This is a genomic window from Microbispora cellulosiformans (assembly GCF_008728085.1).
Classification (GTDB): domain Bacteria; phylum Actinomycetota; class Actinomycetes; order Streptosporangiales; family Streptosporangiaceae; genus Microbispora; species Microbispora amethystogenes.
The window spans coordinates 42,393-54,318 of sequence record NZ_VYTZ01000012.1 but is presented as its reverse complement, the minus strand read 5'-3'; the positions used below and the strand labels follow the sequence as shown (position 1 = coordinate 54,318).

The 11,926-nt window shown below is 71.8% G+C and carries 9 protein-coding genes; 3 read left to right on the top strand and 6 right to left on the bottom strand.

Features of this window, described 5'->3' with window-relative positions:
• Nucleotides 1–5 precede the first annotated feature (5 nt).
• The 5 genes from F5972_RS27985 to F5972_RS27965 form a co-directional block, all read right to left on the bottom strand.
• Nucleotides 6–1,043 (bottom strand): M4 family metallopeptidase, encoded by a 1,038-nt coding sequence (locus F5972_RS27985; protein ID WP_150937530.1) that lies wholly within the window; start codon nucleotides 1,041–1,043, stop codon nucleotides 6–8.
• Between the two features lie 250 nt (nucleotides 1,044–1,293).
• Nucleotides 1,294–2,166 (bottom strand): 16S rRNA (adenine(1518)-N(6)/adenine(1519)-N(6))-dimethyltransferase RsmA, encoded by an 873-nt coding sequence (rsmA, locus tag F5972_RS27980; RefSeq protein WP_150937528.1) that lies wholly within the window; start codon nucleotides 2,164–2,166, stop codon nucleotides 1,294–1,296.
• 50 nt (nucleotides 2,167–2,216) lie between these two features.
• Nucleotides 2,217–3,074: a TatD family hydrolase gene (locus F5972_RS27975; protein WP_150937526.1), complete on the bottom strand. Its 858-nt coding sequence runs from the start codon at nucleotides 3,072–3,074 to the stop codon at nucleotides 2,217–2,219.
• Nucleotides 3,075–3,076: 2 nt separating this feature from the next.
• Nucleotides 3,077–4,687: a methionine--tRNA ligase gene (metG, locus tag F5972_RS27970; RefSeq protein ID WP_150937524.1), complete on the bottom strand. Its 1,611-nt coding sequence runs from the start codon at nucleotides 4,685–4,687 to the stop codon at nucleotides 3,077–3,079.
• A 77-nt stretch (nucleotides 4,688–4,764) separates the two neighbouring features.
• The gene (locus tag F5972_RS27965; RefSeq protein WP_225311959.1) at nucleotides 4,765–5,994 is read right to left on the bottom strand and encodes a glycosyltransferase family 2 protein; all 1,230 of its coding nucleotides are present in this window, start codon (nucleotides 5,992–5,994) and stop codon (nucleotides 4,765–4,767) included.
• A gap of 266 nt (nucleotides 5,995–6,260) precedes the next feature.
• Here F5972_RS27965 and F5972_RS27960 point away from each other — a divergent pair, with 266 nt between their 5' ends.
• Entirely contained in the window at nucleotides 6,261–7,796 is a 1,536-nt protein-coding gene (locus tag F5972_RS27960; RefSeq protein ID WP_191910343.1) for a hypothetical protein, read from the top strand.
• On the opposite strand, the gene rsmI is transcribed toward F5972_RS27960, so the two are convergent.
• Nucleotides 7,763–8,593 carry a 16S rRNA (cytidine(1402)-2'-O)-methyltransferase gene (gene rsmI, locus F5972_RS27955; RefSeq protein ID WP_150937522.1) on the bottom strand — a complete coding sequence of 277 codons (831 nt, stop codon included), beginning with the start codon at nucleotides 8,591–8,593 and terminating at the stop codon, nucleotides 7,763–7,765. The genes F5972_RS27960 and rsmI overlap by 34 nt on opposite strands.
• A gap of 144 nt (nucleotides 8,594–8,737) precedes the next feature.
• Between rsmI and F5972_RS27950 the strand changes: the two genes are divergently transcribed.
• Nucleotides 8,738–10,345 (top strand): dolichyl-phosphate-mannose--protein mannosyltransferase, encoded by a 1,608-nt coding sequence (locus F5972_RS27950; RefSeq protein WP_150937519.1) that lies wholly within the window; start codon nucleotides 8,738–8,740, stop codon nucleotides 10,343–10,345.
• Nucleotides 10,346–10,447: 102 nt separating this feature from the next.
• Entirely contained in the window at nucleotides 10,448–11,866 is a 1,419-nt protein-coding gene (locus F5972_RS27945; protein WP_150937517.1) for a hypothetical protein, read from the top strand.
• Nucleotides 11,867–11,926 lie beyond the last annotated feature (60 nt).

Sequence of the window (11,926 nt, the reverse complement as noted above, 5' to 3'; positions counted from 1 at the left end):
CGTCCTCAGAGGATGCCGCGGTCGCCGAAGGCCTTGGTCACCGCGTTCGCCGCGCTCGGGCCGTACAGACGGCGCGCCGCGGCGACGGTCGCCTCCGCGGCGGCCCTGAACGTGGTGTCGGGGGCGAAGGCGAACTGCGCCTCGATGATCAGCGTGCTCGCCTTGCGGTCGCCGAGCGCGCGGCGGACGTCCCACAGCGCGCGGGACCAGATCTCGCCGTCGGCGTGCACCTCGCCCCTGACGTCCTCGGGATAGTGCTTGGTCCCGTCGAGGCGGCGCAGGCAGTGCGGCGCCGAGGTGTAGCTCACCGAGTCCCAGTCGGCCACGCACGCCTCGTCCGTCCTGGCCGGCGTGCCGGTCGCCCAGCTGCTCACGGCCACGGCCAGGTAGTCGCCGAACGCCTCGCCGATCGCGCCGGACTCGAGGGTGGTGCCGAACCCGGGCACCTGCCCGTCCTGGACGCTGTGGCCGTACTCGTGGACGATCACCTCGGCGTCCTCGCCGTCGTCGACGCCGCCCTTGCCGAGCGTGATGTTGGCCTTGTCGTCACGGAAGAAGGAGTTGTCGCCGCCGTACTGGTCGATGCGCAGCTCGATCTGCCGCTGGTTCACCGGCCGCAGCGTGCCCCCGAAGCCGAGCGACTGGATGTAGTGCTGGGCGGTGGTCACCCAGTGGTAGCCCATGATCTGCTCGAACTGGTCCGCGTCGCGGTGGTAGGCCGGGAAGGCGCCGCCGGACACCTTCGCGGCGGGGCCGGTCGTGCTCTTCACCCGCACGTAGCGGCCGGTGAGGGTGCCGGAGCCGTCGAGGTCGGTGAGCGTGACCTGCGTGTACGCCGGTCCGAACTCGGGCAGGTCCGCGTCCTTGGCGTCGGTCAGATTCTGCAGGCCGAGCTGCTGCACGGGGTTGGGCGCGAAGACGGTCGCCGTGGCGGTACCGGCACCGGCGTGCGCGGCGGCGGGCGTGACGGCCGCACCGGCCACGGCGGCGACGAGAGCACCGGCGAGGCCGGCGGCCAGGGCGGGGAGGCGCTTGGGGGGCATGGAGATCCTCCGTGATGAGGCGCACGATTACGAGAAATCGTCGCCACATCCCCCTCGTCACCACAAGAGCCGAGGCCCGTCCGTAATGATCGATTCGGCCAGGTTCATCCGACTCGGCCCGCCGTTCGGGAGTCCGGCCGGGCGGCGGAAGCGAGACCAGGACCAGCCGGGGCGTACGCCTCCGTCGCTGAGCCGAGAGGCCGCCCGGCCGGTCAGGGGGTGGTCGCGGGCTGAACGCCGCGGGCGGCGGTCAGGGAGTGGTCGCGGGGCGGGGGGTTCTGGCGGGGCGCTGCTCGGCGATGCGGGCGAAGTCCTCGACCCGCAGTTGCTCACCACGGGCCGAGGGGTCGACTCCGGCCCCGACCAGCGCCTCCTCGGCCGCGGCGGGCGTACCGGCCCAGGAGGCGAGCGCGGCGCGCAGCGTCTTGCGGCGCTGGGCGAAGGCCGCGTCGACGGCGGCGAAGACCTCCTCGCGGGTCGCCGTCGTCGACGGCGGCTCGCGCCGTACGAGGGAGACCAGGCCCGAGTCGACGTTCGGCGCGGGCCAGAAGACGTTGCGCCCGACCGGCCCGGCCCGGCGCACGTCGGCGTACCAGGCGGCCTTGACCGAGGGCACGCCGTAGACCCGCGAGCCCGGCGCGGCGGCCAGGCGGTCGGCGACCTCCGCCTGCACCATCACCAGCCCGCGCCGCAGCGACGGCAGCACCCGCAGCAGGTGCAGCACGACCGGCACCGACACGTTGTACGGCAGATTGGCCACGAGCACGGTCGGCTCGGCCGGGAGGTCGCCGGGGCCGACCTTGAGCGCGTCGGCGTGCACCACGGTCAGCCGGCCCGCCACCTCGGGAGCCCGCTGTTCGACCGTCAGCGGCAACTGACCGGCCAGCACCGGGTCGATCTCCACGGCGACGACCTCGGCGACCTCCGGCAGCAGCGCGAGGGTGAGCGAGCCGAGCCCGGGGCCGATCTCGATCGCCACGTCCTGAGGGGTGACCTCGGCGACCCGGACGATCCGGCGGACCGTGCCGCCGTCGATCACGAAGTTCTGCCCCAGCTTCTTCGTCGGGCGGAGGTTCAGCTTCTCCGCCAGCACACGCACTTCGACCGGCCCGAGCAGACTCATGCCTCCAGTGTCGGGCATCCCCGCGCCGGTCCGGACCACGAGCGGGCGCCTCACCAGGCGCCGAAGGCGGCCTCGCCGTTGGCGGAGATCCGGGCCGCGAGATCGGCGACGTCCATGCCCTTGACCTCGGCGAGGCAGCGGAGCGTGAGCGGGACCAGGTAGGGCGCGTTCGGCTTGCCCCGGTGCGGCGTCGGCGGCAGGTAGGGCGCGTCGGTCTCGACCAGCACGAGCTCGGGCGGGGCCACCGCCGCCGCCTCACGGAGATATCCGGCGTTCTTGTACGTCACCGGGCCGGAGAACGACATGTAGTAGCCGGCATCCACGCACCGCTTGGCCATCTCGGCGTCGCCGGAGAAGCTGTGGAAGACGACCACGTCCGGGGCGCCCTGGTCGGCGAGCACGGCGAGCACGTCGTCGTGCGCGTCCCGGTCGTGGATCACCAGGGCCTTCCCGGTCCGCTTCGCGATCTCGATGTGCGCGCGGAAGCTCGCGTGCTGGTCCTCCTTGGAGGCCCAGTCGCGGTAGTAGTCGAGCCCGGTCTCCCCCACCGCCCGCACGTCCGGCTGCCGCGCGAGGTCCTCGATCTCGGCGAGGACCTCGGGCGTGGACGCGTGGGCCTCGTTGGGGTGGATGGCCACCGCGGCGTACACGTCGCGGTGCCCGGCGGCCACGGCGGCGTTCCAGCGGGAGGACGGCAGGTCGTACCCGACGGTCACCAGGCGGGTCACGCCGACCGCCCTGGCCTCGGCCACGATCGACTCGACGCTCGCCCCGGCCGCCTGGGCGGCCAGCGCGACCGGGTCGCCGGACGACGCCTGCCGGTTGCCGACCATGATGTCGAGGTGGCAGTGGCTGTCGAACACCTCCGCGGGCAGCGCCTCGGGCGGCGCCGGACGCTCTCGCGACATGGTCAGGCGTTCTCCAGCCTCGGGAAGAGGATCTCTCCCTTGACGACCTGCGCCCCGGCGGGAAGCCGGCCCCAGGTGGCGACGTCGGCGATCCGCTGGTCCGTGAGCGCGCCGAGGTGCGGTTCCGCCCCGAGGGACGCCCAGAGCTTCTCAGCGGTGCCCGGCATCACCGGGTGCAGCAGCACCGCGATCGCGCGCAGCGACTCGGCCGCCGTGTAGAGGATCGTCGCGAGCCGCGCCTGCCCCTCGGGCGAGTCGTCCTTGGCGACCTTCCAGGGCGCCTGGTCGCTGAGGTAACCGTTGACCTGCTTCACGAAATCGAAGATCGCGCCGATGCCGGCGGAGAAGTCCAGGTTGTCGCCGATCAGGGTGTCCGCCTGGGCCGCCGCGGCGGCCAGGCCGTCCGCGATCGCCTGCTCGGCGGGACCGGCGTCCGTCGCCTCCCCAGTGCCGCTTTTACCCGCCTCCGGCAGGATGCCGTCGAAGTACTTGCCGACCATCGCGGCCACCCGGGACGCCAGGTTGCCGAAGTCGTTGGCGAGTTCGGAGGTGTAGCGGGCGGAGAAGTCCTCCCAGGAGAACGAGCCGTCCTGGCCGAACGGGATCGCCCGCAGGAAGTAGTAGCGGTAGGCGTCCACGCCGAAGTGCTCGGTCAGCTCGCGCGGCGAGATGCCGGTCAGGTTCGACTTGCTCATCTTCTCGCCGCCGACCATCAGCCAGCCGTTGGCGAAGACCCCGCGCGGCAGCGGCAGGCCGTTCGCCATCAGCATGGCGGGCCAGATCACCGCGTGGAAGCGGAGGATGTCCTTGCCGACCAGGTGGATGTTCGCCGGCCAGGTGGCGTCGAACTTCTCCTGGTCCGAGCCGTACCCGACGGCCGTGGCGTAGTTGAGCAGGGCGTCGATCCACACGTAGATGACGTGCTTGGTGTCCCAGGGAATCGGGACGCCCCAGTCGAAGGTCGACCGCGAGATCGACAGGTCCTGCAGGCCCTGCTTCACGAACGACAGGACCTCGTTGCGCGCCGAGGCGGGCCGGATGAAGTCGGGGTTGCTCTCGTAGAACTCCAGCAGCCGCTCACCGTACGCGGAGAGCCGGAAGAAGTAGTTCTCCTCCTTCAGCCACTCCACCGGGCGCTTGTGGATCGGGCACAGGTCGCCCTCCAGCAGGTCGCCGGGCGACTTGTACTCCTCGCACGCGACGCAGTAGGGCCCTTCGTAGCCGCCCTTGTAGATCTCGCCCTTCTCGTACAGGTCCTGCACGAACTCCTGCACGCGGTCGGTGTGGCGCGGCTCGGTCGTACGGATGAAGTCGTCGTTGGCGATCTGGAGGTGCTCCCAGAGCGGCTTCCAGGCGTCCTCGACGAGCTTGTCGCACCACTCCTGGGGCGTGACGCCGTTCGCCTCGGCCGTGCGCATGACCTTCTGACCGTGCTCGTCCGTGCCGGTGAGGTACCACACCTTCTCGCCGCGCTGGCGGTGCCAGCGGGTGAGCACGTCGCCGGCGACGGTCGTGTAGGCGTGGCCCAGGTGCGGGGCGTCGTTGACGTAGTAGATCGGCGTCGTCACGTAGTACGCCGACTCCCCGGATGCTGTCGTTCCTGTAGCCGCCATGCGCAAATCCTATCGGTCCGCGACCGGTGCCTCCCCTTGATAAAGGGGCGGCACACGGGTCCGCGCGAGCCGCCGGATCAGGCCACGGACTCGCGGTTGACGTCCTGGTTGACGGCCTCGGCGGCCTCCTCGGCGGCGGACGCGGCGATGTCGGCCGGGGTCTCCCGCGAGCGGCGGATGCCGAGGATGCTGATGAACAGCGACGCGAAGATCGTCTGGAAGCTCATGACGAACGCGGTCGCCGACGGCACGACGAGACGCAGCGACTCGGCCGGGATCAGCTCGCCGAAGCCGCGGCCGCCCCAGTGGGACAGCGAGGCCACCAGGCCGGCGAGACCGGCCACCGCGAGCGCGCCGCCGGCCAGCAGGCCCCGCTCCAGCGTGACGATGTCGACCAGCTTCCTGACCCGCCGGTCCTCGGGAAGGAAGCCCTCCTCGGCCGCGTACACCTTGGTGAACAGCGCGAACAGCACGGCCTGGAAGCCGATCACCACCATCGCGGACGCGCCGACCAGCGTGTCGACGTCGAAGGCGAGCTTGCCGATGCGCACCTGGCCGAACGTGAGCGCGGCGCCGGCGACGAGACCGAGGGTCATCAGCACCAGGCCGGGGATGAAGAACAGCCAGCGCGGGCTGTAGAGCATCAGGAAGCGCAGGTGGCGCCAGCCGTCCCGCCAGGAGCGCAGGTGCGGCGGGCGGGAGCGGCCGTCGGGCGACAGGGTGGTCGGCACCTCGCGGACGTCGAGCCCCTGCAGGGTCGCCTTGACGACCATCTCGGAGGCGAACTCCATGCCGCCGGTCTGCAGCCCGAGCCGCAGGATCGAGTCGCGGCGGAAGCCCCGCAGGCCGCAGTGGAAGTCGCCGATCTCGCTGGGGAAGAACAGCCGGCCGATGAAGGACAGGACCGGGTTGCCCAGGTAGCGGTGGAGCGGGGGCATGGCGCCCGGCGCGATCCCGCCGCGGAACCGGTTGCCCATGACCAGCTCGGCGCCGTCCCGGAGCTGCTCGACGAAGGGCATCAGGTTGGTGAAGTCGTAGGAGTCGTCGGCGTCGCCCATGATCACGTATCTGCCGCGGGCGGCGCGGATGCCGCCGATCAGGGCGTTGCCGTAGCCCTTCGCGTCGACGTGGACAACCCGGGCGCCCGCGTCACGGGCCAGCTGTTGCGAGCCGTCCGTGCTGCCGTTGTCGGCGATGACCACCTCACCGTCGACTCCGTTCTCCCGCATGCAGTCAAGGGCCTTGCGGACACAGATCTCAACGGTCTCGGCCTCATTGAGGCATGGCATGACAACGGTAAGTTCCACGTCGCAACTCCTTGCATATGACGGCAGGACACCAATGATGCCTGCTTCCCGGTAGCGTCCGAGTCAAGTCGGCGAAACGGCTGGCATTCTGTAACCGTGACTCCACCCACCGCCGGAGCGGCGGGCGGCCCGCGTCACCGCCCGGACGGCGACGCAGAGGACGGGCCCGGCCCCGGGAATCGGAAGACATCACCGACGAGATCCGAGGGGAGGAAGCGCGGACCCGCCCGCCTGCCGAGGCAGCCGGTCGCCTCCGCGCGACGCTGATGGTCGCGATCGCGGATCCACCCTCGGTGGACGCGGTGCCGCTCGGCCGATGGGGCCGCGCGGTCGCCCTGGTGCGCCGGCACCGGATCTTCTCGGCCACCCTGGGCGTGGCCTTCGTGCTGCGGATCGTCACGATGCTCGGCTTCGGCCCGGCGATGTGGTTCAACGACTCCTACGACTACGTCTCCGTGGCGCTGCGCCCCCGGCCGCACCCGATCCGCCCCGACGGATACAGCTTCTGGCTGCTCCTGCTCAGGCCGTTCCACAGCTTCTCGCTCGTCATCCTGACCCAGCACCTGATGGGGCTGGCGGTGGCGGTCCTGATCTACGCGCTGCTGACCAGGAGGTTCGGGCTGCCGGGCTGGGGGGCGACGCTCGCGGCGGCCCCCGTGCTGTTCGACGCCTACCAGATCCAGCTCGAACAGCTGGTCATGTCGGACGCAATGTTCATCCTGCTCGTGGTGGGCGTGGTGACGCTCGTGCTGTGGCGGGAGAAGATGACCTGGCTCGGCGGGACCGCCGTCGGGCTGCTGCTCGCGGTGACGGCGCTGACCCGGAGCATCGGCCTGCCGATCCTCGCGCTCGTCGTCGCGTACCTGGTGATCAAGCGGGCCGGATGGCGGCCGATCGCCGCGATGGTCGTCGCCTGCGCGCTGCCCGTCCTGGCGTACATGGGCTGGTTCAAGGCGGTGAACGGGCAGTTCGCGATGACGAACAGCGACGGGGTCATCCTCTACATGCGGACGTCGCTGTTCGCCGACTGCCACAAGATGGACATCGACGAGCGGCGCGAGCTGGAGCTCGCCCTGCTGTGCATCAACACGCCGCCGGACGAGCGCGGCCTCTACTCCCAGGCATACCTGTGGTGGGACGACCAGAACCAGCTCCACGTGTTCGGGTCGGGCATGAAGTTCACCCCGGAGATCAACGCGAACGCGAGCGCGTTCGCGAAGAAGGCGATCCTGTCGCAGCCCGGCGACTACCTCGCGGCGGTGGCCAAGGACTTCCTCCGCGCCTTCCACTGGGGCCGCCCGCGCTTCCCGGACGCCAAGACCTACATGCAGTACGAGTTCTCCAACGACTACACCCGCAAGCTGCCCAAGTGGAGCTCCTACCACAGCACCACCGACAAGGATGCCGAGGCGTACGAGAACGGACCGGCCGCGACGCGGGTCGTCTCGCCCTGGTCGGACTTCATGATCGGCTACCAGAAGGTCGTCCGGCTGCCGGGCCTCGTGCTGGGCCTGCTGCTGCTGTTCGGCCTGTACGGCGTGGCGCGGCGCTGGCGCGAGCTCGGCGGGCCCGCGCTGCTGCCCTGGCTGGGGTCGGCCGGCCTGATCCTGGCGCCGGCGGCGACCGCCGAGTTCGACTACCGCTACCTGCTGCCCGCCGTCCCGCTCGCCTGCCTCGCCGCAGCGATCACCGCGCGCGACCTCGTACGGCGCCGGGCCGGAGCGCGGACGGAGCAGCCAAGTGACCAGGCGGACCAGGGAAAGAGCGGTCAGGGGGAGCCGGAGGTGTGGACGGCGTTGTAGAGGTCGCGCCTGGAGACGCCCGCGGCCTTGGCCACCTCCACGATGGCCTGCTTGCGGGGGACTCCCGCGGTCTCGCGCCGGGCCACCTCCTCGACCAGCTCGTCGATGCCGGGCGCGCCCTCCTCGGCCGTACGGCCCGCCACGACGAGCGTGATCTCTCCCCTGACCTCGCCGGCCGCCCAGTCGGCCAGCTCGCCGAGGCCGCCGCGCCGCACCTCCTCGTACGTCTTGGTCAGCTCGCGGCAGACGGCTGCGGGCCGTCCGGGGCCGAAGGCCTCCGCCATCGCCTCCAGGGTCGCCCGCAGCCGGTGCGGCGCCTCGAAGAAGACCATCGTGCGCTCCTCGGCCGCCAGCGAGGCGAGCCGCCGGGCCCGCTCCCCCGGCTTGCGCGGCGGGAAGCCCTCGAAGCAGAACCGGTCGCTCGGCAGCCCCGACACGGCGAGGGCCGTGGTCACCGCCGACGGGCCGGGCAGCGCCGTCACCGGCAGGCCGGCCTCGACCGCGAGGCGGGTGAGCCGGTAGCCGGGGTCGGACACCCCGGGCATGCCGGCGTCGGTGATCACCACGACGGTGCGCCCCTCGCGCAGCGCCTCCAGCAGTTCGGCGGCCCGCGCACTCTCGTTCGCGTCGTAGTAGGACACCACCCTGCCCGTCGGGGTCACCTCCAGGTCGGCGGTGAGCCGCCGCAGCCGGCGGGTGTCCTCCGCCGCGATCACGTCGGCCGTCGCGAGCACCTCGCGGAGCCGGGGGGAGGCGTCTTTGGGCTGGCCGATGGGCGCCGCGGCGAGAACGAGCACCCGTCCACCCTATGACCGGCGCGCGGCCGCCCCGCGACGTTCCCTGTTCGCCCAAGGTGTGAAACATTCACGGTGAGAGGCGCGCAGAGCGCGATCACCGCGCGAATCGTGTCCTCCGAGGGGACTCACCAGTAATCTGTCCGGGTGGCCGTGACCGACTATTCCCACAAGGCGTTCGAGCAGCCGGAAGAGGAACCGGAGGGGGAAGCCCCCGCGGTGTCCCTTCGCGACCGGCTGGTGCCGCCCATGCCCGGCAGCGTCATGTGGGGCTGGGTCGGCCCCATCGTGATCGCGTTGTTCGGCGCGTTCCTGCGCTTCTTCCGGCTGGGCACGCCCCACGCGGTCGTCTTCGACGAGACGTACTACGCGAAGGACTCGTGGGCGACGGTCAGGTACGGCGCCGAGCGGCAGTTCGTGGACGGCGCGGACAAGCTCCTGCTCGCCGGGAACGATCACATCTTCAAGCAGTGCCCGAGCGTCAGCGAGTGCGCCTCGTACGTGGTGCACCCGCCCCTCGGCAAGTGGATGATCGGCCTCGGCGAGGTGATCTTCGGCCCGAACCCGTACGGCTGGCGGTTCGCCGCCGCGCTGCTCGGCTCGCTGTCGATCCTGATCCTCGCCCGCACGGCCCGCAGGATGACCCGTTCGACGCTGCTCGGCTGCGTCGCCGGTCTGCTGCTCTCCCTGGACGCCCTCCACTTCGTGCTGTCCCGCACGGCCCTGCTGGACATCTTCCTGATGTTCTGGGTGGTCGCCGGGTTCGCCTGCCTGGTCGCCGACCGCGACTGGTTCCGCTCCCGGCTGGTCGCCTGGAACGAGGCGGGGTCGCCCGACGACGGCCCGCGTACGGGCCTGCGGCCCTGGCTCCTCGGCGCCGGGCTCTGCCTGGGCGCGGCCCTGGCCACCAAGTGGACCGCCGCCTTCTACATCATCGCGTTCGGGGTCATGGTGCTGCTGTGGGACCTCGGCGCGCGGCGGACCACCGGGGTGCCGCGCCCCTTCCGCGCCGTCGTCGTGCGCGACCTGCCGCTCGCGGCGGCCTGGATGGCCGTCGTCCCGGCCCTGGCCTACCTCGTCTCGTTCACGGGGTGGTTCGTCACCGACAAGGGCTACGGGCGCAACTGGGAGCAGGCCACCGCCAACGGCCCGGTCTACTTCGTCTTCGACTCGCTCCGGTCGTGGTTCGACTACCAGCACCAGGTGCTGAGCTTCCACACGGGCCTCGAACAGACCCACCCGTACCAGTCGAGGCCCTGGCAGTGGCCGCTGCTGCTGCGCCCGGTGGCGTTCTTCTACGAGTCGCCGACGACGTGCGGCGCGCCCAGCTGCTCCTACTCGATCCTCGGCACCGGCACGCCGATCATCTGGTTCGCCGGGCTCCTCGCGCTGATCGGCATGATCGCCTGGTACGTCGCGACCCGCGACTGGCGGGCGGGCTCGGTGCTGCTCGGCTACGCCGCCGGGTGGCTGCCGTGGTTCTACTTCTCCATCTCCGACAACCGGACGATGTTCGCGTTCTACGCGATGCCGATGGTGCCGTTCATGATCCTGGCGATTGTCCTGGGCTGCGGGCTCATCATCGGGCGGGCCGATCCCGCCCGGCCGAACCGCCGGGTGGTCGGCACCGCCGTCGTCGGCGCGTTCGTCCTCCTGTCGTTGGTCAACTTCGGCTGGCTCTATCCGGTGATAGCGGCCGAGGTCATCCCGTACGACTCCTGGCACGCGAGGATGCTGTTCGACTCCTGGATCTGACACCCCCGTATGGTTGGGCCGTACCGTTGCGCCCAGAGGGGGTGGTCGTCAGTGATACCGGGTCGTCGTCAACGATGGGGTCGATACGGCAGACTGCGGGTCATGCCCGCACCTGACGTCGCCGCGCTCCTGGCCCAACTGGAGCGCTCCGAACCGGACATCGCCGAGCCCGCCCGCGTCGCGGTCGAATGGCTCGCCGGCGGCGAGGCGCTGGAGACGATCAGCCAGTTCGACGTGTGCGAGTTCCTCTGGTACACGTTGCCGATCAAGGTCCCGGGCGACCAGGCGACCATCGCGCGCGCGCTCGGCAAGCTGCTCCGGCTCGCCGGGATGGAGCGGTACGCCGCGCTGTGCGACTCCCCCGCCACGGCCCGGATCCTGCTCACGTACGCCAGGGAGGGCGAGGAGGCCGGCACCTCGGCCTACCACCGCGAACTGGAGTCGACGGGGGTGCTGCCCCCGGACGTCGCCGAGCTGTCCTGGAGCTCGATCATGGGCCCGGAGGAGCTCGGGGCGCACGTCGCCTGCGCCGCCGCGCTGGAGCTCGCCATCGTCGCCGGCGAACCCGTGGACCGTGAGGAGCTGACCCGCCGCTGGCTCACCGCCCCCCGGACGGAGCTGGGCGGCGACTGCTGGCTCCACCGGGTGCACGGCGAGCGGCTGAACCGCTGGGTGCTCGGGCGCGGCACCGCCCGCCGCGAGCTCGCCCAGCCCTTCGAGGTGCGGCTGCACGCGCCCATCGAGGCGCCGGCCGAGCCCCACCTGGAGCCGCTGCGCTGGCTGCTCGACCTGGCCCGCACCGGCGTCCGCCTGACCGAACGGCTCAACGTCGGGCGGGCCGTGGCGGCGGAGGCGGCGGGCCGCTTCGGCTGGGCCGCCCGCACCGGCCTCCGTACGGGGGCCCGTACGGAGGCGCCGGGCGCGGGTTCGGGGACGGAGCCGCGGGCGGTGCGCGGCGAGGCCGACGTGCCCGCCATGACCGAGCTGCGGCGGATCGCCGTCCACGACCTCGGGGCGCTGCGGCGCAGCGGGCGGCGGCTGGTGCTCACGACCACCGGCCGGAACCTGCTGGACGATCCCGCCGCCCTGTGGGAGGCCGCCGCGGCCACCCTGCTCGTCCCCGCCCCCGGCGAACACGACTTCGAGATCTCCATCCGCGAGTCCGCGTTGATGATCCTGGTGGACGGCGACGCCGTACCGGACGGCGACCTGCGCGACCGGGTCGCCGAGGTGGTCAACGGCGAGGGCTGGCGTTCGGCCGACGGCGGCCGGGTCACCGGCGTGGACCTCTCCCATCCGCTGGCCCGGCTCCGGCACCGTCTCGACGCCCTCGGCCTCGCGGCTGACGGGGTGCGGGCGTCCGAGTCCCCAGCAGGGCCGTCCGTCGCGGGGGACCGGGAGCCTTCCGCGCCCGCCCGTGACGCGTACGTCTGGCGGCTCACCGGCACGGGCCGCCGCGCCGCGCTGGCCGCGCTGCGCGCGCAGGCCTTGCGCCCCCGCCAGTACGCCGGCCTCGGGTGAGATCCACGCCGAAACCGGTGGGACACGCGGGCGACGCCGCCGGACAGACGGCGGTGTCAG

Excerpts from the sequence above, each read along its gene's own strand:
- F5972_RS27985 (WP_150937530.1), bottom strand. The coding sequence starts at position 1,043 with ATGCCCCCCAAGCGCCTCCCCGCCCTGGCCGCCGGCCTCGCCGGTGCT.
- rsmA (WP_150937528.1), bottom strand. The coding sequence starts at position 2,166 with ATGAGTCTGCTCGGGCCGGTCGAAGTGCGTGTGCTGGCGGAGAAGCTG.
- F5972_RS27975 (WP_150937526.1), bottom strand. The coding sequence starts at position 3,074 with ATGTCGCGAGAGCGTCCGGCGCCGCCCGAGGCGCTGCCCGCGGAGGTG.
- metG (WP_150937524.1), bottom strand. The coding sequence starts at position 4,687 with ATGGCGGCTACAGGAACGACAGCATCCGGGGAGTCGGCGTACTACGTG.
- F5972_RS27960 (WP_191910343.1), top strand. The coding sequence starts at position 6,261 with ATGGTCGCGATCGCGGATCCACCCTCGGTGGACGCGGTGCCGCTCGGC.
- F5972_RS27945 (WP_150937517.1), top strand. The coding sequence starts at position 10,448 with ATGCCCGCACCTGACGTCGCCGCGCTCCTGGCCCAACTGGAGCGCTCC.